The following is a 20,272-nucleotide window of genomic DNA, read 5'->3' on the forward strand; positions in this document are numbered from 1 at the left end:
GACGACGCTGCCGCGTTTGCGGAGTCGCTCGCCGCACTTGCTGAGCTACTGGCGTTATCCGCATCGGTGCTTGCACTCGATGCCGATGCCGCGGCCTGCGACGCGGAGAGCTGCGCATTGCTCGACGACGATACCGCGTCCTCATCTTGCGGGACCCAGCCGTCTGCCGTATAGACCATCAGGACGGGCGGGTCCTGCGATATATCCTCATACTCCGCGCCGTTCTGCAATGCATCGCCGTTCAGGTCGGTCGTCGGCGGTGTATCCGAATCACCCAACCACACCGACTTGAACGAAGCCAGCATGGCGTTGACACTGGTCGCCCCCGTCTGTGCACTCGCGGCGCTCGCAGCGGCCGCCGTGGCAGCGTTATCCGCATCCGTTGCTGACGCCGCGGCTGCGGTTGCGGAGCTTGAAGCTTGCTGCGCGTATTGCAGGGCAGACCCATAGCTCGTGCCGCCGACGTTACCGGAAGCCTGCGCCGCCCACTGTTGAGCGAGTGCGGCATTGCTGGCGACGGTGACTGATTGCGCTGCTACCGCCGATGCGCTGCTAGCGGCCGCAGCCGCACTGTTCGCCGCGTTAGTGGCGTAGTACTTGGCAGAGTAGTCAGAGCCATCCACCGTACTGCCGGTTTGCGTGGCCCAGTTCTTCGCAAGCGTCGCCGAGGAGGCGGCATCGCTGGCAGAATCGGTCGCGGCAGTCGCGCTAGCATCCGCATTGCTGGCTTGGGTTGTAGCGTCCGCGTCAGATGCAGCAGCTTGCTGGGCATAGTACTTCGCCCCGTAGCTGGTGCCGTCGACCGTCCCGCTGGTCTCGGTGGCCCATTGCTGCGCGAGAGTCGCATCGCCACTTGCGGCCGTCGCACTCGCTGCAGCGTTGGTGGCGTCAGTCGACGCACTGCTTGCGCTGTCGGCGGCGTTGCTCTCACTCTCACTCGCGGCGCTTGCATCCGATGCCGCAGAACTAGCTGAGCCGGCGGCATCCGATGCCGAGTTGCCGGCTGCGGTTGCGCTGTTTTGTGCACTCCCCGCACTGCTGGCAGCAGCCGCGGCACTGGCCGAGGCATCCGAGGCAGATTGATCCGCAGCGCTCGCAGATGAAGCCGCGTCAGTGACCGAATCCGTCATTGAGGCAGCATAGGTCCCCGCGTCGGTAGCAGATTGTGCCGCGGCACTGGCACTAGAAGCCGCCTGCTTGGCGTTGTACGCCGCTGAATAATTCGTCCCGTCAACTGTACCGGAAGCCTGCGTTGCCCACGCCTCTGCGTCGACCGCCGCGTCACTCGCTGTGGTGGCGGAAGCCTCCGCTGCGCTCGCGGCGCTATCCGCATCCGAGACGGCCGCCTCGGCGTTACTTTCCGATGTGGAAGCCGCCGATGCCGAGTTCGCGGCGGCCGTTGATGACGTACCTGCCTGCGTGGCACTGGCAGCGGCTGCGCTCGCATAGTTCGATGCGCTCGTGGCCGACGCACCCGCTTGCGTGGCAGACAGCGCTGAATTTTGGGAAGCGATCTGACCCGCCAGATCCTGATCTTGCCAAGCACCATTCACATACTCACGAATGATCGGTGGATCATCCGACGTGTTCAGATACTCTGCGCCGGCGATCAGCGGATCGCCATTATTATCAGTGGTCGGGTCTTCGGTGAAGTCCCCCAGCCAGATCTGATTAAAAGACTGCAGCTGGCCGCTCAGTTGTGCAGCAGCCGCTTGTGCTGCGCTCAAAACGGTCTGTGCCTGTGCCAGCACGGTCTGTGCGTTTGTGGCAGCGGTGGTCGCGCTATCCTCGGATGCGGCGGCTGCGGAGGCTGCGTCGTTTGCCGTGCTCGCGCTGCTACTGGCGCTGGTTGCGGCTTGTGCCGACGTTGTCGCAGAAGACTCTGCGCTGCTTGCAGCCGTGCTGGCCGATTGCGCCGATGTGTCACTGGCTGTGGCGCTGCTTGCCGCTTCGGAGGCCGAGGAAGAAGCATCGCCCGCGCTCGTAGCGGCGGCGCTTGCTGCAGCATCCGCGTCGCTTGCGCTTTGACTGGATGCTGCGGTCTTTTCGTTGACCTCCTGTTCGGCTGCGATGACTCCAGCGAACTCGTCACCCAAGTCTTCAATCTGCGAAACCAGCCCCTGCAGTTGGGTGTTTAACTGGTCAGCGATGCCCATATCCTGAACCCCTATGAAAAATTCGTGCTGCGGTCATAAAATGCCGACCGAAGCCTTCAGAGGGGCATAAAACGACTACCCGATCCGAGGACCGAGTAGTCGCTAAATCACAGCAGGCCGAGTGCCTTCATGTCGAAGCAAAGGTTGGCCATCGAGTTCGGATCCATCCGCCAGCCAATGCGCATCCCTGCTGCAAAGAGGCTCGCCTCGCTACACCAGAACTTCGTTCGCGAGAGGATCGTGAAAGGACGGAAGACGAAGCCGAAGAGACCCAGATAGTCGTAGGCGTCCCCGCTTTTCTCGGTGAACCACGTCGTGGCCGTCGCGACATCGCCGGGGCCTTCCACGATGTCCCAGTCCGCGGCCGGCAAGGTCTGGCCCGTGACGATCTGCACACCGGTCCCCGGAAGCGATTGACCGATGGTGTAGGTGCCATCGCCGTTGTCGACCAGGATCGATGCCACGTGGCAGTAAGGGCCTTTGGTTTGCCAGCAGATCAGTCGATCGACGAGGCTCGTCTGGTTCTTCTTGAATGCGTACATCATGGCCATGTGATTTCCTCCACGGCTTGAATGGTGGTCGCGACAGCAATCATCGCTGCCAACACGGCGTTCTGCTTCATTGAACTCAAGATGGACGCCTTGCCATCGAGACCCACCTGGAACATCTGCTTGGCGCTGTGATCGCGCCACGCCCAGGTACCGGTCGCCACATCTGCACACCAGAACGGCGTGCTCCAGAGTTCCCACTGCGCCGTGCCGTCGAGCACAGGCGTATCCACGACGATGGGCCATGCAGGCTCACCGGCACTGGATGCTTCTCCTCCTACGGTTGCTTGGTAAAGCTGGCTATTAGCGACGACGTACTGCCCGATGGTCACCGTCATGCCCGCGACCCAGTCGCTGGCGAAGATGTCCCAGATCAGATGCGAGGATTCGATCGAGGACAGCATGTTGATCTGGTCGGTCGACTTCGCTGGATAGGTGTAGGCGGCACCCAATGCCGATGACGTGAAGCCCTGCAGGATCGATGTCGCACACGCATTCGAGACCGCGGCGACCTGATTGGCTTGCGCAATCTGCAGCGCGGTCGCACTCGAGATCGCTTCGATCGAATAGGGCGTCGTGGTGTAATTGATGATGTACTGGGAGGGGTCCTGATACTGCGCTTCGGTACAGACCACTGCGTTAGGTGGAATCGTCCCATCGGGTGACGCGCCGACGCCTCCCGTTCCCAGGAAGTAATAGGTGAGAGCCATGGTGGTCCTTAGCCCGGCAGATAGAAGAAGCACGCGGAAAGCGTGTTCGTCACCGTGTCGGTGGGAGCGGTTTGTGTGAGGGTGACGGTCACAGCGACGCCGGCGTCCACATTGCACTGGGCGTTGTAGTTGCCAAAGGCATAGCCCGAGACGTTCGAGAGTTCGGTGATAGGCGGATCGCAGCCGTCCGTTGCGATGGCGTAACTGAGCGAACCCGTCTCCGCACCCGAGGAGCCGCCTGTTGCCAACATCGTGAGTTTCCCCGCATAGGCTGGGGTGAAGCTGTACGTGACGGAGACCGTGGTGGACGCCGTCGTGTTCGTGACCAGATCCGACGCAATTGAAGCGAGGGGCGCTGCGCCCAAGTTGGTCAGTGCCGCCTTGGCATCGGCCACATCCTCCAGATTGTTGGAGGCCACCATCAGTCCGTTGATGATCGCGGCTTTCAGCGTCTGATAGGTCGTCGCATACAGCACTCCGTTACGACTCAGGGCAAAGATGTCGATGTCCTCCAGTGCACCCACCGCCGTTTCGAGGCCAGCAATCAGATCGTGCAAGGAGGTCGCGGCGTCGCCTGCGGTTGAGGCGGATTCTGCAGCGGCAGCTGCACTGGCAGCCGCTGCGGTGGCGCTCGTATTCGCGTTACTGGCGAACGTCTTCGCGTTGTTGACGGCGGTCTGGGCGTTGCCTGAATAGGTCGACGCTTGTGCCGCGTAGTATTTGGCGGAGTAGTCCGTGTTATTGACCAGGCCCGTGGCTTGGGCTGCCCATGACTGGGCGAGGGTGGCAGAGGCCGCTGCCGCCGTAGCGGACGCCGCGGCGTCCGTGCTCGCATCCGAGCTGGTGCCGTCGCTCATAATCGTTCCTGAGGAGTAGTTGGGTGGCGCTTCATAAAATGCCAACCACACAGCGACGGCATAAGGAGAGACCGGATGGCTCCGGTCTCTCAGACAGCAATCAGTGCAATGCCTTCGCCGCGGTCAGGATGTATCGCATGGCGGATCCCGCTTAGGTCGGCATGAAGTAATGGTCTTCCTCGTCTTCCGCGACGTAGGAGGGCACACGGGCAGGCGTCTCGCTCTCCGCATCGTCGATCGACGTCTCCATCCGGATACGCGGCGGGCCGTCGTGTTTGTCCGACTCGTCGTCAGCACTCGCTTCGAGCGGGGCGTCGTCTTCTGTCGGCGCCTGCAAGTTCCACGTCCCGTTCAGCGCGTTCAACAGTCGCTCCCGGTATTCACGGACGTCTTCTTCCGTGTAGACCTTGAAACGCCCATTGCGCGAGAACAGGTTCTCTTCAAAGCGCAGCACCGACTGACCGAGCCTATCGATGTCACTGCGCGGGGAGTACAGCACGCGCTCGCCGTTATCGTCCGTGTCGATGAGCAGCAGCTCGCCGGTTTCGTTCATCTTGTTGATTGTGGCAATGAAGCTCCCATCGGGTAGCTTGCAAAGTTGTTTGTAGTCGACGACTCTCATGTTTGATATTGGTCCGGATACAGATTGAGGTCTCACTCGCGATCGGCAAGAATGCCTTTCACGCGTGCGGTAAGGGCTTCCATCAGGGCGTAGGCGTACGTAGCGGGGTAGAGCTTTTCCATGAGTACGATCGGGTCAATCTGATCGCACAACACGCTGAAGACTTCTGCTACCGCACGAAAATGCACACGCTCGAGTTCGGCGGGGGAAAAGACAACGCCGGTCTGTGGTGCGAGGTGCTCGCGCACGGCGATGAACTTGTGGCGCAAGCGTGCTTCGATCTCGATCAGGTCTGTTTGATCGCGGAGGATGCGGGCGAAGGATTTCATTTCCACTTCTCCCCGAGCCGACCCCGATAAAGATCATTGGATGCACGCACGTCGACGCGCGGCATGTAGTGCCCCATCGCAAGCGGCTCGACCGGGTCCTGTGTGATCGTCAGGACCACGTCATGGCGTGTCGCGAACTTCGTGAGCTGTAGTCCCAGATGCTTGACCAGATGCTGGGCGTTCGCATGGCTGATACCACTCTCCGAGTGCAGTGCCTCGCCCATGGTGCTCGAGAGCACGGCAAGGGCGCTGTCGACGCTTAGCAGGGCGTCGATGAGCTGACTGCCGGCGTCTGAGGGTGTGATGGCGCTCATCTGCGGCAATCCCCGCTGGAGAGCTGACGACGGGCCAGAATGTAGATCACGGTGAGTTGATCCGGGTGGTAATCAAACTGACCTTGTTCGAGTACCTTGTGCACCGCTTGAATCTGATCCTGCGGCAACTCGAAGATCTTGCTTTGAGTGACTGGCACAGTCGGAATCAAGATCGCTTCATAGTCCGGCGCAATCTGCCTGGCGGCTTGTGCGAAACAGGATCCGCTCACGGCGCTGGCCAGGAGCGCGATCGCGAACGCTATTCGTAACGTGATGGAACGCATTGTGTATCCCCTAATACAAAAAAAAACCAGCCGACGAAGGCTGGTTTCCCCAGGAGGGTGGTGATCAGAATGAGCGCACGGGGCGCCCGTTTTTGAGTTCTTCTCGGATGGCCATCTGTGCGTGGCCACAATAATTACTGCCTCGGTGGTTACGAGGGTCTGCGATACGCGCGTCGTCTTTGGCAAGGCCAATGCCGTATCGCGTGTCGTAGGGGCTCGCCTCTACGAGGATGTAGGGATCGGTCTGCACGAGAAAGTCAGCCAATCCCGGATTCTGTCGATACTTCTCGCGATTCCCGATCGTGAGGATCTGATAGTTATAGCCATCCCACACGGGCTGATCAAAGTTCGCCACCTGTCGACCCAGTTGCTTGCAGGCCATCGGATGGTCTTCCCGCATGATGCGGTCTGCCATGATCAGGTCGCCAAAGAGCCGTGCCTTCGAGCACATGATGAATTTCTCCATGTGGTTAAAGAGCAGGCCCTTGTAGTAAAACTCGCAGCGATACCAGTGGCTCAGGATGTCGCTATCGTTGAAGAAGGCTAGGTAGTCACCGTGCCGTTGCATGTTTCTCTCTGTTCCGTTGCGTGGATGACGGTGTCATCCACTGCGTTGGGCAGCATCTTCACCAGCTTGTCGAGCTGCTGCTTGACGCCCTTGACGATGGCCTGGCGGGTGAACTCGTTGAAGTCAGCCAGCGAAGCCGACACGACATGCGCACCCATCTGTTTCAGGAGGATTCGGCTGCGTTGTGGATACGCACCCTTGGTGTTCTTGAAGACCCAGACGTAGCCACCGCCCAGCTGCACGATGATCTCGCTGTAGTCCGTGTCCACGACCAGCAGGGGAACCTTGCCCTTAGGCAGGTCCGCCTCGTTATCGAAGACGTGATGTACGACGCTTGTGATGTCTTCGACGGCCGCGTCCAGATCAAGCGGGGTCAGACTGAAGCCCATGCTTTCGAGCAGAGGCGCGGCTTCCGCGCGTAGCACGGTGACCAGGTTGTCGAACGTATAGGTCATGTCGGCGTACGCCCACTGATCTTCGCCCGGGTGGTAGAAGTAAAGGCCAGCACCGTGTCCGCCGATGATGGCGTGTGCCTTGACACCGTCCTCGCTGAGTTCCCGGCTCAGGATCAGCAATAGCTGCGGGACCACCGGACGCCTGTCCATGTAGAAGCCCGACGCAAGCGTCATGAGGTCCGTATCACCCGTGATGTCAGGCGCAATCGTGCTGTCGAGCACGGAGCCCGTAACTAATCCGACGAGCGGTGCGAGCAACTCCTGCAGTGCCTGCAGTTTTTCCGCGTCCTGCGTCGGGGCGAAGTGGAAGCACGACTGGATCGCTTCCAGGCGCTGATTCGCCAGCTCCTCGAATTGATCGCTGAAGGTAAAGCGCATGGCTTGGATTGCCTCCGAGAGCTTGCGCGCTACCGGTCCCTTTGCCTCGAAGAGAGGCATGCCCGCGCCGTTACGTGCGCGCAGCTTGACCATGTTGTCGTGCAGCTGTCGGTGCAGGCTCTGCAAAAGCACCTTTCGCTCCGGGTGCAGCTCGGCCAACTGGTAAGCGATGGAAGCCGTGCTGATCGCCAACGACTCCACCTCGTCGAGCAGCGTGTGCGACTTCAGTGCCGCGAATACTGCTTTGTCTTGATCACTCATTCCCGTTCCTTTTTGTGTTTCGACTCACCACATGTCTTCGCTGAACAGCACGTCTTTCGGATTTGTCTTTTCCCGGATCTGGCCGGCGGCACTCGCGATGAGAAACGCCGTCTTGCGATCGACATACCGACCGTGGCTGGTGATGAACCCCTGTTTGCTGGTCGTGGTCAACCCGGCGCGAGCGTAGGCGCTCATGTAGCGCACACAGTGGTGATGTCGCCCCGGTGCACTCACGGCATGGATCACGCCGTCCGGGTGCATGATCGCGGCCATGGCAATGCGCTCTTTCTGTGGACCCGTACGGCGCATGAAGTCGTGCAGGTTCGCGTATCGGAATGCTGCTCCATATTGAAATGGACGGCCGGAGTAAAAAGACAGCTTGGGCTCCGCCTGCATGCGATCTTCAAGTAACTGCACCCCCACTTTCACGAGCGTCAACGTAAAGCGGTTCGGCTGCTTGCGGGAGTTACGGCGCCAGCGAAATCCCATCCGGGTGACACACCAGACCCAGACACTGGTAAAGACCAGCCCGATGTACCACTCAATTGCCACGTCCATTACTGCGCCCCGTTGTTGTTCGAATTCATGGTCTGCTCTCGTTGTTATCGTGGAAGCACATACAGCCCTGCAGACGCCTTCCCGTGCAGGCGAAGGCGCGTGGTACTTCAGTCCAGAATGAAGACGGCCCAGAAGGCCCAGATGACCTTGCAGACGATGTGGATCGTCTGGTCAGCGTTGATCGAGAGTTTCTCGTTGCACTTCAGGCGATCGGTGAGGGCGTGGAGGATCCCTTCGACGACACCCAGGCCAACATGACCCGTGAAGAAGGCGACGAAACCAGCATGAATCCATGCGTGACCAGGCAGCACCCACTTCCAGAACATTTTGCCGACCGGCGTGTTGTGATTCTTCGCGATTGCGACGAAGTCGCCTTGCCACGGGTAGTCGGCGACGAAGTGCCCCCAGACCAGCCAGAAGAGCATCGCCCAGAAGCCGAGATGGAAGTTAAACAGCATCGCTTGCCTCCGGGTTCTCGAAGGCATCGGCCGCATCCACGAGGTACGGGTTCCTGCACCGGACGTCAATTTCGCTCAAGAGCTTCTGCGCGACGCTCAAGTCTTCCAGATAGGTGACCTTGCCACCCCAGGTCACGCACAGCGGTCCTGCTTCCACCACGCCACCAAATTGACGCTGCGCGATGTCCGTTTCCATTAGGGCCGGATACATGCGTTCGCAATGCCATGCGTCGAGCACCAGTCGGTGTGTCGCATCCGGCTCGATCAACATAAAGTCCACCGTCGTCGAGGAGTTGATCCCCGCTGTCTTGATACGACGACCCCATGTCTCGAAGGCCTTGCCGATAGCGCGGCCGTACATCTCGTTGAAACGCATCTCGATTGAGGAGCGGTTCTCGCGGTATTCGACCTTTGAATCGCCCTCCAGGGAGAAGCCGCGTGCTGCGCCCGTGATTTCCATCGGATGCAGCTCCAATACACTACGCACCAGTTGATCCGTGATCCCCGGAATGCCGTTGGGCGTATGCATCACGACGAGGATCAGGTTGCGCGGCACATATTTCTGGTTCGACACCCAGGCCAATATGGACGGCGTGCGTGCCATCAACTCCTTGACGATATGGCGGAAGACAAAGCCACCCGGGTCGTCTACGGCATCCATCATCACAGCGGCATCTTCCGCAGTGACGGCGGCACCGCTCTTGATGGCCGCCATCCGTTCCGCGAAGGCCATCATCGAGCGCAATGACGCGGCGATCTTGGGGTCCGCGGTTTGTAGGACAGCCTCGATCTCCTCGCTGAGGGACGTTGCCTCAGCTACTGCATCGGTGCTCGGCTCCGGTGTCGGAATCGATTCAGCCGGCAAACGCTCCGACGGGACTGTGGCGATCTCCTGCGCGACGAACCCGATAGGCGCGGCGTCATTGGGCTCAGCAGGGCCAGAATGGTCAGCGAGGACCTCCTCGATGGTGGCTTCCGGGTTAGGGTCGGCCTCGTCGAGCACCACGCGGATTTCCGTGCGGGCAACGGGTTGCGACAGTACGTCTTTCAGTTCGTCCGCGGGCGTGGACTTGCCGTTATTGCGACGCCGTACATCGACGGCTGGCGCTTGCTTTTGCTTGCTCATGTTCTTTCAAGGGTCTGGTAAGTGGGGACTTCCTCCATGCGATTGCGAGACGCTGTAATTCCTTACCGTGGGCTGCATTGGCTAAAAAGCAGACGGCATAAAAGCAAATGCCCACCGAAGGGTGAGCATTTACGGGAGTCATCGAGTAAGGTCGAAGAGCATTCGACCAAAGATCGAGGCACTGACCGGTGGCGGAAGCGCCGGTGTTTTCTTCGGTGGTGGTGGAACGATGAGGGGCGGCGGTACGATGATCAGTTCCGGCTTTTTGACCTTCGGGATCTTCGGCGCGGCCTTTGGCTTCGGTATCCGTACTGGCTTCGGGATCTTCGGGGGTTTCGGTGGCCTGACCTTCTTGACGTACGTCGCACTGATCCGCTCTGAGGGATGGACCTTCACGCTGGGAAGCTCGACCACCATGCCTTCCTGACGGAGCGTCATGACCGTGTGAAGGAACGCATCTGCCTTACGTAACTTCTCGAGCCTACGTGCACGGCGCGCCTCTCCATCCCGCTTTTCAAGATATCGATGTTTCGCATCCAAGGCCGCACAGGCAATCACGGGCTTGGGCGCGTCGCGCTTTGCTCCCACGACATACACCTTCATCAGCGCACCACCCGACCCTCGCTTCGGCAGCCATCGTGAGATGTGAACGAGTCGCTCTTCGGTGGGCGGCACCAGCAGCCCGATCAAGGCATTGCTGATGGTCTTCGGATTGATCCTCGGAAGCGCAGCCACAAGCTCTTTCTCCGTCAGCCCCTGTCGCCTGCCCTTGAGTGCGATGACGATCTGTACATAAGCGGGGACAGGCGGACCATCCCAGTAGAGATTGCTGAGCTGGCAGTTTTGCCGATCGCCATCCCGATAACAGACGAGGTAACCTTCCGGCGCGGGTCCGAGGAAGGCAGTCGCTACCAGATGGCCGACAAACACCGTCGTGCGCTGGCCTCTACGATGGAGCACCACCTGCGACTTGCTCGAAGGGGTCAGCATATTGCCGGCCTTCGGATAGTGGTGTAGCGTCCCCGTCCTCGGGTCGGGAAGCACGACGGTCATCGCTAACCGCCTGACCTGTCCGAGATCCGATACCTGGTAGAGCCCCTCGTAGCCAGAGACGTCGTTCCACGTCTCTGTCACATCAGACCGCCATGCTGGGCGACTTCAGCATCGGACCGTGCTTGTAGTCGATCAGCGAGAAGTCTGTCGGTGCGATGCGATCCAACCACCTGACCGCCTCCTCGGTCGCAAGCTTCTTAATCTCATCGTAGTCTGCATCCGTCTCGTTCTTGTTCACCCCGGAGTGGTGGTAGAACAGATTGTCCCAATCGCACGGCGCTGTAATCATCAACTTGGGAAGCGGGTGCTCCGGCAAGGCCAGATACTCGTCCACGAAGTCCAGTTGATTCTTGTAAATATGGGCATCGTTGGACACGATCGTGAGCCACGTCGCGGTGTAACCCGTAAGTTTCGCCACCAGTTCCAGCAGCAGGCCGGCTTCAACACAGTTACTCGGAAAACCCAATGGCATGTCGTTGCTGCGAATGGTCAATGCGAGTCCGAGTTCCTTCGTCTTCGAATTCGGGAGGAACTGATAGAGAAGATGACATGCGGGTAGCGTAATTTCGTCCATCACCGCAGGGTTCCACGCGTGGAATAGAATTCGGCGGCTATCCGGGTTGTTGATGATCGTACGCACGCAGTCGCCGAGTTGGTCGATCACCTTGAACCAGATGTAGTCGTCGTTACCATGCGCGATTTCGGTAATCTCGGCGATACAAGTCCAACCTGCTCGATGGATGGCGTCTTCTGCTGCCCTGTGTGCTTCCGGGCTGCTGAAGTCGCTCGCTTTCAGGTGTTTGAACGCCGGCCATTTGCGCCACTGAGCACCGTACACCGGCCCAAGATCATCCTCCCCCTTTCGGAAGGGGTTCTTTAGCCACAGATTCGGAAGCACGCCTTCTTCGTTCGCGTTGCCGTTCCAGTAGTTGCAACCGACTGCCCGAAAGTCAGCTGCGCTCGTATAGCCGCGTAGGAAGCCACACAGCTCACCAGCGGCCGACTTGAAGGGCGCTTGGCGGCTTGTCAAGATGGGGAAGCCCGTGCGCATGTCGTGACGGAAGACAGCCGGATAGGGAAGCGCAATACTTGATATCCCAGTCCTATTATCTTTCCACGTTCCCAGTTCGAGACTGTCCCGCAACGTTTGTTTGTATTGCCGCATGTTGTTTTCCTTAATGCGTGATGAAGTCCCACGTGATAAAGCGATAGAGTTGCTTCTCTACCGCTCCGTCACGATGAGTGTCAGTGCTAAAAGCCCGGGCGCCGAAGTACCAATTGAGCTGACTCGTGGGATCTTCCAGCACCTCTCTGAGGGTGTCACCGAACGGTCCCCATGGCCTAATCTTCGCCATGAGGTGGATGGGAGGATTCGTGATGGCCTCGATGCCGACCTCCAGACCCAGATCGACAAACATCGCGCACACGCGCTCTTCTTCAATGGTCGCGTAGCGGCGAACAAGGTCGTCGTGAGACTGGCCAGGTGTCTTCTGTGGGAATCCATACTCGCATCGCAGCATGCCATGTTTGACCCGTTCCTTTAGATCTGGCAGCAGCGCGCGAACCGTCTGCGTGCCGTAGACCACGCCGGTCCGATTCGGCTGATCCAGCTTACCTAGCGAGACGCTAATCAATCCCGTTTTCTCGTCGTATCGCATGAGTCAAGCTCCTTGGTTGGACGGAAAGCTATCCACGGTCGCAAACGACAGTGTTATTTCATAGCCCGCCCACACATCGCCTCTCGTGTCGAGAATCAGTGAATCAGCGGACCATTCCAGTTGCACCGTCATGCTTGCCTTGGAGGCAATTGCTGAAGCAGCAAGGAGGTGCACTTCCACGATCACGGTGCCAGGAGGTTCGTCATTCTTCTGCTGGACAATCCACGCTTCGTTCTGCGCCAGGCGGATGCCGGCTCTGTTAGCCAGACCAACGACTGCGACGGACACTTTCTTGCTTCCGTTCTCGCGAACGAATGCTGCGTCGAGGTAGGTACGAATGTCGCGGATGCCCAAGTGTGTGCAGCCGTCGAGTTTGAACTTCTGAGTCGTCATGGATACGGGGACGATCGGAATGACCGCTTCGACCATCCCGTACTTGTCGCGTGAGTAGCTAAGGAACTGCTCAACCTGCGTCTTCTTCGCTGCGATGGCGACAGGGTTCGGCACGTACTCGAAGTCGGATTCTTCTTCGAGCATTTCCACGACTGCTTGTAGATCGTCGAGTTCAGCGCAGATTCGTTGGGCGTTAGTGAGGGTCTTGCCTGGCTCGATCGTGGAGAGACCAAACTGCGCCGCCTTCATCGCTTCTTTGCCAGCTTCGTTGCCTTCCTCAGCGATCTTCAGGAGGAGGTACTGCAGCTTCGACATCATGTCTCTTCATCCTTGGGCTTTGCTTCACGGCGATCGATCTCAGCGATCGCGCGTTGCGCGTGTTTGATGATGTTTTCCATGCGCGCGCGGAAGGCGAGTGGGTTGTGCCAGAGCGCAATGTGAAGCTCACAATCCTTGTTGGCTTGCCAGATCTCTTCCCGGATCGGATCGGTGAATTCCCCGAGCGCTCGCTTCTTGCCGTCCTCTTCGACATGGAGGAGGTCCTCCTGAATCGGTGCAAGGTGCATTAGCGCCCCGAACTCCTGGGGCTGCAGCCAGCGCACACAGGACATCTCCACGATCGCCCGATGACCATCCCGCTGCTGAACGACGAAGCCGCTGAGCGCCGTTCCCTCTTTCGAGATCAGCTGGGTCGTCTTCAACTTCGTAAGGCGGTCTACTTCCCCGATCGCCTCGGCCAACGGTGTCAGTTTCACTTCCATCAGCGCTTTCTCCGAAGCATCATGCGTTTGTTGATTGAGACCCGACGCGCGGGTTCAGGCGGATCATCATCGCAGCGGCGGTAGCGCCACTTCGGTCCGGGCTTCTGCCATGCGCGCACAAGCGGGCGATCCTTCGTGCATCGATACTGGCCATCGAAGAAATAGAAAGCCCGGAAGTCGACCATGAAGACGTTCATCCTGACGTACTGGCGATCAGTCATCCCGTTCTCACGCACTGGCCCGAAGCTTCCGATCCAGGTCGCGCGATCGTTGATAGCCACAAATTGGCTGAACGGCAGACGCAGTCCCATGCAGATGCGCAGACCGTCCGTCTTGCGCTTGCGCCGCTTATAGGCCGACTTAAAGCGCAGATATCGGTAGACTTGTAAGTCAGTGACCATGCATTACCTCCCAACCAGCGACAGATGACCACGCACCCGCCGCTGCGACTGAGCGGTGAGGTAACGGGCAACTTCATCGCCATCCTCGTAGCGAGTGAAATAGAACGCGTCCGGTTGCGCTCCGGCACCCGCCACGATCTCGAGTGTTGTGGCGCGCACCTCAGGTTCCAACACCAAGACATCCGGATCGCTCGTCGGGAAGGCGAAGGCAATGTGACTGCAATCGCCCTCGGAGCGCCACGAGTAGACAAATCCGCGCAGAGCGTGCACATCACTGCGGCCCGGTGCGGAGATCAAATGAAAGAACATCGCCTGGGGCAGCTCGGGTTGAGCGTATTCGTTGCGCTTGCCACCTTGCTTCTCGATCGCGAGGTAAAACTGCTTGATGAGCTTGCTGTAGTACGAGTCGGGATCTGCTAGCAGTCGCTCGATCAGCTCCGCCTTGATGATGAGTTTCATCCTCTCTCCGTATCTGGTATCAATTGGCCGGTCTTGCACGACCGAATTTCAGGGCGTCCTTGTAAGGGATCACTTCGACATGACCGCTCTGGCGCGGCACAGCCATCGCCCCATCGGTCTGCCGGGAAAACTGCGTCGCGAGATGCTCTTCACAAACCCAGTCGACACCATTGGCACCGACCGACAGGAATTCGCTCACGTTCTTTTTGCGAACCACCCAGTTCCTGCAGGTGCGCTCGATGGGCCAGTTCTTGGTGATCTCGTTGATGAATATCTTCGCCGCCTCATTCAACTTGTCGGGCTGATGAATCTCCGCACGGCCGTCGAAGTTGAACGTGACGAACGGACCACTGCCGTCCTGACCACCGATCGATAGACCGTAGCTCATCGATGCCGGCGCAACGCTGATAGATGCGCCCGCTGCACCTTCGAGAATGCTCCCTGTGATCTCACTCATTTCTCTGCTCCGCCGCTTGCTTTGCTTCCCGTTCAAGGCGATAGAGCATGCCGTCCATGAAGACCCGTGAATTGCGACCGTGCTCGCGAGTGACTTCCTCATACGCGGCAGTCTCAGCAAAAGCGACTGCCTTCCGCGGGTCTGGCAAGGGGCCATCGAAGGCAAACAGATGCAGCAGCATCCAGCTAAAGAACCGGTTACGCGCCCATTCCTCGACTTCAGCCTTCACTGCATCCGGCGTCTGCATGCCATTGATCTTGACCGGGGATCCGAAGCGTTCAAAGCGATCGTCGATCTCCTGGAAGCCGTCAAAAACGCGCTGCTTGAATTCGAGCTGGGCTTCATCGAAATGGTCCGTCTTTCGACGCAGTTTCAGGCGGGCGATGCTTTCTTCCAGCGTCACGTCGAAATACAATACGAAGTCCGGCTCAAAATCACCAAGCACCAAACGGTTCAGTGCCCAGAACTCGTCTTTGAGGTTGCGTCCACAGCCTTGATAGGCATAGGTGCTTAACGCAAACCGGTCACACAGCACAACCTTTCCTGCGGCGAGTGCTGGTCGAATCGTCATCGCCATGTGTTGCGCGCGCGCGGCGGAGAAGGTCAGCAGTTCGGCCATGGGATCCATCGGTGCTGCCAGTGCGATCTCGCGCAGCTTCTCGGCGGTCGCTTCGCCACCCGGCTCACGCGTCACGACGACGTCGTAACCCATCTCCCTGACGATGGCCTCGAGGTGTTTGATATTCGTGGTCTTGCCACATCCGTCTACTCCTTCGAGCACGATCAACGCGCCCGGATATCCTTTCTTCATGGTCTCTCTCATGTGCGTTTAGCGATGCCACTTGCACCGCTCCAAATGAATCCTCCCCGGGGTAAAAATTGATAAGCGGCATATGGCCACGGGCACCTGGCCCGTGGCGGCAGCAGCGGGACGTGACTCAGGCGGCGACCAATTCCGGACTGGCCATCCGAGATGCGCGCAAGGCGATGGCGATAGCGGAGACGTCTTGCGTGACGCGGCGCTTCACGTGATACTTGGTGATGTGGATGCGGACCTTCGACACCCGATCAAACAGCGCAGGGAACTGGGCCTTCACGAGTTCGATGGCAACGATCTCTTCCGTGCACCCCGGCGAGAGCATGAAAGACGTCGAACGCGAGAAGAACTTCCCTTGCTCGACCACCTTGTCGTCGCTAAAGCGCACGATACTGAACAGCCCCCGCGTATCGATCGCGCTGATTTCAAAGTCGATGGATTGCTCGACATCGATGGCAGGCACACCCGTGCCGTTATTCAGCAGCTTCTTGTTGGACAAGGCTGCTACGATGGCCTGCTTGACTCCCGGAACATTCATGGTTCGTTGGTCTTTGAGTAGAGTAATGGAGAGGTACATCGGATTGGTACCGCCGCCGATGCATAAAATTCGCACCGACAGCGCGTCACGTCTGCTGCCTTACGCCTGCACGTCGCCGTTCAGGATCTGCGCGTTGCGCTCCGCTGCATCCTGCAACTGCTGGTGCTGCGAGGCGGCGGTTTCCTGCAATGCCGAGATCTGGCGCGCCTGTTCAACGACCTGCGCACGGTGCTGTTCGAGGTAGGCGGCCTTTTCTTCGTCCGTCATCGCCTGAATACGTGCGATTTCCTCGAGCGACGCCTGCGCCTTCAAGAGATTTTCGTGGGCTTTCGCCAGCGCTTCGCCGTGAAAACGCGCGACGATACGGGACCACGGTTCGAAGAATTTCTCATCGGCTGCGATCGCCGCAAAGGTCATCAGCGGACCATCCAGATGACCCTTCTCGCGCTTGGTAACACGGATGCCCGGCGGAACGTGAACGATCGAGACGACCGCCAAATGGACCCGACCCACTTCATCACCCGTGTCGTAGATGAATCCTAGTTCGTGACGATTGCCGTTGAGCACCACATGCGCGTCGACTTCATTGCCATCGCGGTCGAGGAAGCGGACTTCTTCATTGGTTTCGCGCTCGACGTTGTTTTCGATTGTCTGGCGAAGATCGATATCGTTCTGCTCGCTCCAGGCGATATCTTCCAGCTCAGGATGTCCGCCCCAGCCGAGACTTTGCTTCCCGTCGAGCCGCTCCTCGCCCTCACCCTTCACGCGAAAGTAGGTCGGCACCTCAATCGAACCGTCATCTCGCAGATGTGCGAAAACGGTGTAGGGCAGGATCTGCAGGTGGGCCGGATTCTTCTCCAGCCCCTGGCGTTGACGCACGAGCAGATGGCGGTTGACAATCGCACTGTTCGGACGCTGGTCCCCGGTGTCGTACAGATGCTCCTTGCCGCCATCGAGCAACGTCCAGAGCGGGAAGGGCACCAGCTCGGATTCCTTCTCGACGATCTTGGCCGCGTAGGCTGTGTCGATGGCCAGGATGAATTCCGGATACTTGATGTGCGGGCTGGTCGGTTGTTGTGAGGTACTCATTGTCTTTACCTTGTTGGAAGTTTGTTGGGACATGTCGCCGGAGCGACACGTCATTCGTTACTGCTGGTCAGTGGGTGGACGCGCATCGAATCCCGAGAGCGCACTCTGGTCAACGAAGCTGGCCAAGCGTGAGGACGGTTCCGGCTTATGACGGCGACGATCGAAGAACACCTTGACCGCCACGCCACCCAGACCGAGGACCATCACAATGGCTGCGATCACGAGTCCGATGTAACCCTGGAAGTAATCGAACATCGCTGTCATGCAGGCCCCACGGGCGTGAAGCCGTCGAGCGACGTGTTGTCCACGTAGTTCGCAAGCGTGCGTTCACGGATGACCTCGGCCTCGATGGCGAGCTGGGCTTCCAGTTCGAGGATGTGTGCAACGAGGAGGTCGATCGTGACTTCGTTGTAGAGGTTCTGCTCGTCGCGCCGCTCATTGCGCCAGCTCAGCATGTGTGTGCCAGGGCCCGGGCGCGTGCCTTGGGGCAATTGACGCGTGCCCGTACGACGCAGGAATGCCGTCGGCTCAATACCAAACTGCTGGAGCAACTCTTTACGCTTGAGCTGGTCGAGAATCTTCTTGCTCGTGTCGGTCATGGGGAGTTCCTTCGATGCGAAAGGGGTAGAGGGAATGCAAGGTCACGTGGTCCTGCACAAAATTCGCCGTCTTTCACGCTAAAACAAACGGGAAACAAAAGCCCTTCGTAGGAGTGATATAGGTCCAAACCTGCTTTCAATCTTTGACGACTCACGCAGAACCAAAAAAAAAAGAGAAGGCCCGAATCGGGTGGCTTCTCTTCTTGGTCCCGCTACCCGAAGGCGCAGGAGTCAGTGCACGGCCCCGGCGGTTTCGTAGACGTTCACTTGTTTGCCGAGGCGCACCTCAATTGCTTCGGGCAGGAAGCCCAGGCACTTGAACTGCTCGTACATATCCGAGATCACATTCAGTGTCGGACGCTTCAGGATGTTCGGACGGTCCACCGTGAAGTGGACAATCTCAACCGCCCCGCCGGGGCGCTTCACCGTAATCGACCCGTGGCTCTTTTTCGGGTCCATGTCCGGGCAGATACCCACGTGCACGTCGCGATTGATAAAGCCGCCAGAAGAAAGCATGTCAAGCATTTTGAATTCCCGATGTATGTTTAGTTATGCTGATATTGCCGGATGCGAGGGGAGGCATCCGGTGGAGGTACTACGGGTACTGCGAGTGATTCAGTGCGTCGCCGATTGCTGACGGTTCGGATCCAGACGCGGGAAGCGCAAGGAAACCGTGCCGACTCCCGCCGGTGCGTCGACGAACTTCACGGCGTCTTCGAGGACTGCGGTGACCTGACCCATAATCACCTTGTGCTCACGACCGACTGCACGGCCGTTGGTCACAACCTGTTCGATCTGGCTGGCCACTTCGTCCTGCTTCTCGACCGGCAGTTCGCCCAGGCGATCTTCGTAGTTCGCACGCAACGAGGTGATCTGCGCGTTCGCTGCCGAGTAACGCACGTCGTCGGGCGTTGCACCAGCGGCGGCTGCCGACGCACTATCTATCAGGTCACGACGCAGGTAGGCTGGGACGTCGTAGTTTGATGCCACCATCGACGTAGCCAGTGCGGCGTCCGTCATGTCGCGGCCTGCCACGGCCTGCTCGTTCAACACTGCATGGCGCTCGGGATGCATACCGAGGTCAGCGATCGCACGATCTTGTCCCTGCATTGCCGCGAACGCACTGGTGCGTGCCGGCGACGCATTGGCGACATCAGCCGACGCCATGGGCTTGATCGCGCCGTAGGAATCGAGTCGATGCGGGATGTAGCCCTGTGCCTTGGCCGCTTCCCAGAGATCGACGATCAGACGCTGGTCGAGGACCGGTGCCTTCGAATAGTTCGGGAAGGCAAACGCCACCGGCGCTTCCTTGATACCCAGCTGGCGATTGGTGACAACCAGGTAGCCATGCACCGTGTGTAGGAAGGCTTCCTTGTGGAAACGCACATCGATTTCGTTCAGGGAGGTACGCTTGACTTCTTCGGCTTGGCCAAAGATACGTTCGATGATGCCCATGTTTGTATTCCTTCTTTGTGTTCAGTTGTAAGAGAGAGGCGCCTGTTCAGGCGCTTCGTCGCAGTGCCATCCGGCGGGTTGATGCAGTACGAGGGCACGCAAGCGATAGCCACAGTCCGCCACTTCTTTGGCTATCACTCGCATCACTTCCTCGTTGGGGCTATCGAGGTACTCGGGACGATTCGCCCGGAACTCGATTTCCAGCTCTCGCTCCTCCGAGGGCGAGTAGACCGTAAGCGTGCCGTGCGACACGTAACGTGAGTCACGCTCCAGTAACTCGATGTTCAAAGGCGCTGTTTTCAGATCAGCGATGCGTTTTCTACTAGCGCGCAATACGCGCAACAGCCGGGCGGACATGGTGGGGTTTTGGAAGACGGGGTGGATCAAGCAGCAGCATTCGCTGCAGCACGAGCGGCATCTTGGGCGGCTTCACGCACGTGTTGCGAGACAGCCAGACCGACGACGATGCCAAGCGAGAAGATCAGGAGCGATTTCATCTCATAGGTTCCTGTAGATGGGTAAAAAAAGGATCGGCATATGGGCGCACTCGGGAGTCACCCTGAGTGCGCGCGAGCCTTAGGCCGTCGGTGCCACTGCTTCAGCAGCGTTCTTCAGATCCTTCTCCATCTTTTCCAGCCCCGCTTCCACTTTGCTCTTCAGCTTGCGGTCTTGCAGGTACTCGTAGCCCTTCACCCCGCCGTAGATCACGCCGGCAGTCAGTGCGGCAGCGCCGAGACCGATCGCACCGGCCTTCAGGTTGTCTTCGCTGATCAGCGGCTTCTTCGTCGCGTCCTGGATGACGTCGTTGATTTCAGCGTCTTGAGCGGCGTCGAGGGCAAACTTCATCAGATTCTTGAACATGGTTACAGCTCCTATTAACGTTTAGAGGTATTGGAACCAATCCATTACTGGTCTTGATTCACTGGCGTCATATAGGTCCATAATTTTCTAGAATCGCGATTTCACGG

The 20,272-nt window shown here is 58.8% G+C and carries 29 protein-coding genes and 2 pseudogenes; all 31 read right to left on the reverse strand.

All coding sequences use genetic code 11. The features are described from left to right. A pseudogene (locus FQ746_RS00060) lies at positions 1-2,156 on the reverse strand (hypothetical protein); the annotation flags it as partial. Positions 2,157-2,263: 107 nt separating this feature from the next. Continuing rightward, positions 2,264-2,707, reverse strand: a complete 444-nt coding sequence (locus tag FQ746_RS00065; RefSeq protein WP_144106563.1) for a hypothetical protein — start codon at positions 2,705-2,707, stop codon at positions 2,264-2,266. Beyond that, complete coding sequence (locus tag FQ746_RS00070) at positions 2,698-3,414, reverse strand: hypothetical protein (protein ID WP_144106564.1); 717 nt, start codon at positions 3,412-3,414, stop codon at positions 2,698-2,700. The genes FQ746_RS00065 and FQ746_RS00070 overlap by 10 nt, the downstream gene beginning before the upstream one ends. Before the next feature lie 8 nt (positions 3,415-3,422). Then, a complete protein-coding gene (locus FQ746_RS00075) occupies positions 3,423-4,271 on the reverse strand; it encodes a hypothetical protein (protein ID WP_144106565.1) in 849 nt (282 codons plus the stop codon). 151 nt (positions 4,272-4,422) lie between these two features. Beyond that, positions 4,423-4,893 (reverse strand): hypothetical protein, encoded by a 471-nt coding sequence (locus tag FQ746_RS00080; protein ID WP_144106566.1) that lies wholly within the window; start codon positions 4,891-4,893, stop codon positions 4,423-4,425. Between the two features lie 32 nt (positions 4,894-4,925). Then, positions 4,926-5,222 (reverse strand): hypothetical protein, encoded by a 297-nt coding sequence (locus FQ746_RS00085; RefSeq protein ID WP_144106567.1) that lies wholly within the window; start codon positions 5,220-5,222, stop codon positions 4,926-4,928. Then, complete coding sequence (locus tag FQ746_RS00090) at positions 5,219-5,536, reverse strand: hypothetical protein (protein ID WP_144106568.1); 318 nt, start codon at positions 5,534-5,536, stop codon at positions 5,219-5,221. The genes FQ746_RS00085 and FQ746_RS00090 overlap by 4 nt, the downstream gene beginning before the upstream one ends. Beyond that, positions 5,533-5,820, reverse strand: a complete 288-nt coding sequence (locus FQ746_RS00095) for a hypothetical protein (RefSeq protein WP_144106569.1) — start codon at positions 5,818-5,820, stop codon at positions 5,533-5,535. Before FQ746_RS00095 ends, FQ746_RS00090 begins: the two co-directional genes overlap by 4 nt. Positions 5,821-5,884: 64 nt before the next feature. Further along, a complete protein-coding gene (locus FQ746_RS00100) occupies positions 5,885-6,388 on the reverse strand; it encodes an NADAR family protein (RefSeq protein WP_144106570.1) in 504 nt (167 codons plus the stop codon). Further along, a complete protein-coding gene (locus FQ746_RS00105) occupies positions 6,364-7,482 on the reverse strand; it encodes a hypothetical protein (RefSeq protein ID WP_144106571.1) in 1,119 nt (372 codons plus the stop codon). The genes FQ746_RS00100 and FQ746_RS00105 overlap by 25 nt, the downstream gene beginning before the upstream one ends. A gap of 24 nt (positions 7,483-7,506) precedes the next feature. Continuing rightward, positions 7,507-8,040: a hypothetical protein gene (locus tag FQ746_RS00110; protein ID WP_144106572.1), complete on the reverse strand. Its 534-nt coding sequence runs from the start codon at positions 8,038-8,040 to the stop codon at positions 7,507-7,509. A gap of 107 nt (positions 8,041-8,147) precedes the next feature. Next, entirely contained in the window at positions 8,148-8,498 is a 351-nt protein-coding gene (locus FQ746_RS00115; RefSeq protein ID WP_186310582.1) for a DUF3307 domain-containing protein, read from the reverse strand. Then, complete coding sequence (locus FQ746_RS00120; RefSeq protein WP_144106574.1) at positions 8,488-9,624, reverse strand: hypothetical protein; 1,137 nt, start codon at positions 9,622-9,624, stop codon at positions 8,488-8,490. The genes FQ746_RS00115 and FQ746_RS00120 overlap by 11 nt, the downstream gene beginning before the upstream one ends. A 138-nt stretch (positions 9,625-9,762) precedes the next feature. Next, the gene (locus FQ746_RS00125) at positions 9,763-10,677 is read right to left on the reverse strand and encodes an HNH endonuclease (protein WP_260853841.1); all 915 of its coding nucleotides are present in this window, start codon (positions 10,675-10,677) and stop codon (positions 9,763-9,765) included. 12 nt (positions 10,678-10,689) lie between these two features. Next, a pseudogene (locus tag FQ746_RS35550) lies at positions 10,690-10,758 on the reverse strand (NUMOD4 domain-containing protein); the annotation flags it as partial. A gap of 1 nt (position 10,759) precedes the next feature. Continuing rightward, positions 10,760-11,842 carry a thymidylate synthase gene (locus tag FQ746_RS00130; RefSeq protein WP_144106576.1) on the reverse strand — a complete coding sequence of 361 codons (1,083 nt, stop codon included), beginning with the start codon at positions 11,840-11,842 and terminating at the stop codon, positions 10,760-10,762. 10 nt (positions 11,843-11,852) lie between these two features. Continuing rightward, complete coding sequence (locus FQ746_RS00135) at positions 11,853-12,335, reverse strand: S80 family phage morphogenetic serine protease (RefSeq protein ID WP_144106577.1); 483 nt, start codon at positions 12,333-12,335, stop codon at positions 11,853-11,855. A 3-nt stretch (positions 12,336-12,338) separates the two neighbouring features. Further along, positions 12,339-13,046 carry a hypothetical protein gene (locus tag FQ746_RS34595; protein ID WP_186310583.1) on the reverse strand — a complete coding sequence of 236 codons (708 nt, stop codon included), beginning with the start codon at positions 13,044-13,046 and terminating at the stop codon, positions 12,339-12,341. After that, positions 13,043-13,489, reverse strand: a complete 447-nt coding sequence (locus FQ746_RS00145; RefSeq protein WP_144106578.1) for a hypothetical protein — start codon at positions 13,487-13,489, stop codon at positions 13,043-13,045. The genes FQ746_RS34595 and FQ746_RS00145 overlap by 4 nt, the downstream gene beginning before the upstream one ends. Then, the gene (locus FQ746_RS00150; RefSeq protein ID WP_144106579.1) at positions 13,489-13,890 is read right to left on the reverse strand and encodes a hypothetical protein; all 402 of its coding nucleotides are present in this window, start codon (positions 13,888-13,890) and stop codon (positions 13,489-13,491) included. Before FQ746_RS00150 ends, FQ746_RS00145 begins: the two co-directional genes overlap by 1 nt. Positions 13,891-13,893: 3 nt before the next feature. After that, positions 13,894-14,349, reverse strand: coding sequence for a hypothetical protein (locus FQ746_RS00155; RefSeq protein ID WP_144106580.1), 456 nt, complete (start codon positions 14,347-14,349; stop codon positions 13,894-13,896). 19 nt (positions 14,350-14,368) lie between these two features. Continuing rightward, positions 14,369-14,806 carry a hypothetical protein gene (locus tag FQ746_RS00160; protein WP_144106581.1) on the reverse strand — a complete coding sequence of 146 codons (438 nt, stop codon included), beginning with the start codon at positions 14,804-14,806 and terminating at the stop codon, positions 14,369-14,371. Continuing rightward, entirely contained in the window at positions 14,799-15,617 is an 819-nt protein-coding gene (gene tmk / locus FQ746_RS00165) for a dTMP kinase (RefSeq protein WP_186310584.1), read from the reverse strand. The genes FQ746_RS00160 and tmk overlap by 8 nt, the downstream gene beginning before the upstream one ends. Before the next feature lie 127 nt (positions 15,618-15,744). After that, positions 15,745-16,200 carry a hypothetical protein gene (locus FQ746_RS00170; protein ID WP_144106583.1) on the reverse strand — a complete coding sequence of 152 codons (456 nt, stop codon included), beginning with the start codon at positions 16,198-16,200 and terminating at the stop codon, positions 15,745-15,747. Positions 16,201-16,260: 60 nt separating this feature from the next. Further along, positions 16,261-17,250 (reverse strand): hypothetical protein, encoded by a 990-nt coding sequence (locus FQ746_RS00175; protein WP_144106584.1) that lies wholly within the window; start codon positions 17,248-17,250, stop codon positions 16,261-16,263. Positions 17,251-17,307: 57 nt separating this feature from the next. Further along, a complete protein-coding gene (locus FQ746_RS00180; RefSeq protein WP_144106585.1) occupies positions 17,308-17,514 on the reverse strand; it encodes a hypothetical protein in 207 nt (68 codons plus the stop codon). Continuing rightward, on the reverse strand, positions 17,511-17,849 hold the full coding sequence (locus tag FQ746_RS00185; protein WP_144106586.1) for a hypothetical protein: 339 nt from the start codon (positions 17,847-17,849) through the stop codon (positions 17,511-17,513). The genes FQ746_RS00180 and FQ746_RS00185 overlap by 4 nt, the downstream gene beginning before the upstream one ends. 231 nt (positions 17,850-18,080) lie before the next feature. After that, complete coding sequence (locus FQ746_RS00190) at positions 18,081-18,374, reverse strand: hypothetical protein (RefSeq protein ID WP_144106587.1); 294 nt, start codon at positions 18,372-18,374, stop codon at positions 18,081-18,083. Positions 18,375-18,464: 90 nt separating this feature from the next. Then, positions 18,465-19,304, reverse strand: a complete 840-nt coding sequence (locus tag FQ746_RS00195; RefSeq protein ID WP_144106588.1) for a hypothetical protein — start codon at positions 19,302-19,304, stop codon at positions 18,465-18,467. A 21-nt stretch (positions 19,305-19,325) separates the two neighbouring features. Then, positions 19,326-19,691 (reverse strand): hypothetical protein, encoded by a 366-nt coding sequence (locus FQ746_RS00200; RefSeq protein ID WP_144106589.1) that lies wholly within the window; start codon positions 19,689-19,691, stop codon positions 19,326-19,328. A 189-nt stretch (positions 19,692-19,880) separates the two neighbouring features. Then, complete coding sequence (locus tag FQ746_RS00205) at positions 19,881-20,165, reverse strand: hypothetical protein (RefSeq protein ID WP_144106590.1); 285 nt, start codon at positions 20,163-20,165, stop codon at positions 19,881-19,883. Positions 20,166-20,272 lie beyond the last annotated feature (107 nt).

It is taken from the genome of Paraburkholderia sp. BCC1886, assembly GCF_900996245.1.
In the GTDB taxonomy this organism is placed as follows: Bacteria; Pseudomonadota; Gammaproteobacteria; order Burkholderiales; family Burkholderiaceae; genus Paraburkholderia.

What these genes read in the sequence shown, in the direction of transcription:
- FQ746_RS00100 (WP_144106570.1), bottom strand. Translation starts at nt 6,388, where the DNA reads ATGCAACGGCACGGTGACTACCTAGCCTTCTTCAACGATAGCGACATC.
- FQ746_RS00110 (WP_144106572.1), bottom strand. Translation starts at nt 8,040, where the DNA reads ATGGACGTGGCAATTGAGTGGTACATCGGGCTGGTCTTTACCAGTGTC.
- FQ746_RS00075 (WP_144106565.1), bottom strand. Translation starts at nt 4,271, where the DNA reads ATGAGCGACGGCACCAGCTCGGATGCGAGCACGGACGCCGCGGCGTCC.
- FQ746_RS00135 (WP_144106577.1), bottom strand. Translation starts at nt 12,335, where the DNA reads ATGCGATACGACGAGAAAACGGGATTGATTAGCGTCTCGCTAGGTAAG.
- FQ746_RS00195 (WP_144106588.1), bottom strand. Translation starts at nt 19,304, where the DNA reads ATGGGCATCATCGAACGTATCTTTGGCCAAGCCGAAGAAGTCAAGCGT.
- FQ746_RS00090 (WP_144106568.1), bottom strand. Translation starts at nt 5,536, where the DNA reads ATGAGCGCCATCACACCCTCAGACGCCGGCAGTCAGCTCATCGACGCC.
- FQ746_RS34595 (WP_186310583.1), bottom strand. Translation starts at nt 13,046, where the DNA reads ATGATGTCGAAGCTGCAGTACCTCCTCCTGAAGATCGCTGAGGAAGGC.
- FQ746_RS00085 (WP_144106567.1), bottom strand. Translation starts at nt 5,222, where the DNA reads ATGAAATCCTTCGCCCGCATCCTCCGCGATCAAACAGACCTGATCGAG.
- FQ746_RS00115 (WP_186310582.1), bottom strand. Translation starts at nt 8,498, where the DNA reads ATGCTGTTTAACTTCCATCTCGGCTTCTGGGCGATGCTCTTCTGGCTG.
- FQ746_RS00190 (WP_144106587.1), bottom strand. Translation starts at nt 18,374, where the DNA reads ATGCTTGACATGCTTTCTTCTGGCGGCTTTATCAATCGCGACGTGCAC.
- FQ746_RS00080 (WP_144106566.1), bottom strand. Translation starts at nt 4,893, where the DNA reads ATGAGAGTCGTCGACTACAAACAACTTTGCAAGCTACCCGATGGGAGC.
- FQ746_RS00205 (WP_144106590.1), bottom strand. Translation starts at nt 20,165, where the DNA reads ATGTTCAAGAATCTGATGAAGTTTGCCCTCGACGCCGCTCAAGACGCT.
- FQ746_RS00170 (WP_144106583.1), bottom strand. Translation starts at nt 16,200, where the DNA reads ATGTACCTCTCCATTACTCTACTCAAAGACCAACGAACCATGAATGTT.
- tmk (WP_186310584.1), bottom strand. Translation starts at nt 15,617, where the DNA reads ATGAAGAAAGGATATCCGGGCGCGTTGATCGTGCTCGAAGGAGTAGAC.
- FQ746_RS00150 (WP_144106579.1), bottom strand. Translation starts at nt 13,890, where the DNA reads ATGGTCACTGACTTACAAGTCTACCGATATCTGCGCTTTAAGTCGGCC.
- FQ746_RS00180 (WP_144106585.1), bottom strand. Translation starts at nt 17,514, where the DNA reads ATGACAGCGATGTTCGATTACTTCCAGGGTTACATCGGACTCGTGATC.
- FQ746_RS00095 (WP_144106569.1), bottom strand. Translation starts at nt 5,820, where the DNA reads ATGCGTTCCATCACGTTACGAATAGCGTTCGCGATCGCGCTCCTGGCC.
- FQ746_RS00120 (WP_144106574.1), bottom strand. Translation starts at nt 9,624, where the DNA reads ATGAGCAAGCAAAAGCAAGCGCCAGCCGTCGATGTACGGCGTCGCAAT.
- FQ746_RS00070 (WP_144106564.1), bottom strand. Translation starts at nt 3,414, where the DNA reads ATGGCTCTCACCTATTACTTCCTGGGAACGGGAGGCGTCGGCGCGTCA.
- FQ746_RS00185 (WP_144106586.1), bottom strand. Translation starts at nt 17,849, where the DNA reads ATGACCGACACGAGCAAGAAGATTCTCGACCAGCTCAAGCGTAAAGAG.
- FQ746_RS00160 (WP_144106581.1), bottom strand. Translation starts at nt 14,806, where the DNA reads ATGAGTGAGATCACAGGGAGCATTCTCGAAGGTGCAGCGGGCGCATCT.
- FQ746_RS00130 (WP_144106576.1), bottom strand. Translation starts at nt 11,842, where the DNA reads ATGCGGCAATACAAACAAACGTTGCGGGACAGTCTCGAACTGGGAACG.
- FQ746_RS00125 (WP_260853841.1), bottom strand. Translation starts at nt 10,677, where the DNA reads ATGACCGTCGTGCTTCCCGACCCGAGGACGGGGACGCTACACCACTAT.
- FQ746_RS00105 (WP_144106571.1), bottom strand. Translation starts at nt 7,482, where the DNA reads ATGAGTGATCAAGACAAAGCAGTATTCGCGGCACTGAAGTCGCACACG.
- FQ746_RS00155 (WP_144106580.1), bottom strand. Translation starts at nt 14,349, where the DNA reads ATGAAACTCATCATCAAGGCGGAGCTGATCGAGCGACTGCTAGCAGAT.
- FQ746_RS00065 (WP_144106563.1), bottom strand. Translation starts at nt 2,707, where the DNA reads ATGGCCATGATGTACGCATTCAAGAAGAACCAGACGAGCCTCGTCGAT.
- FQ746_RS00175 (WP_144106584.1), bottom strand. Translation starts at nt 17,250, where the DNA reads ATGAGTACCTCACAACAACCGACCAGCCCGCACATCAAGTATCCGGAA.
- FQ746_RS00145 (WP_144106578.1), bottom strand. Translation starts at nt 13,489, where the DNA reads ATGGAAGTGAAACTGACACCGTTGGCCGAGGCGATCGGGGAAGTAGAC.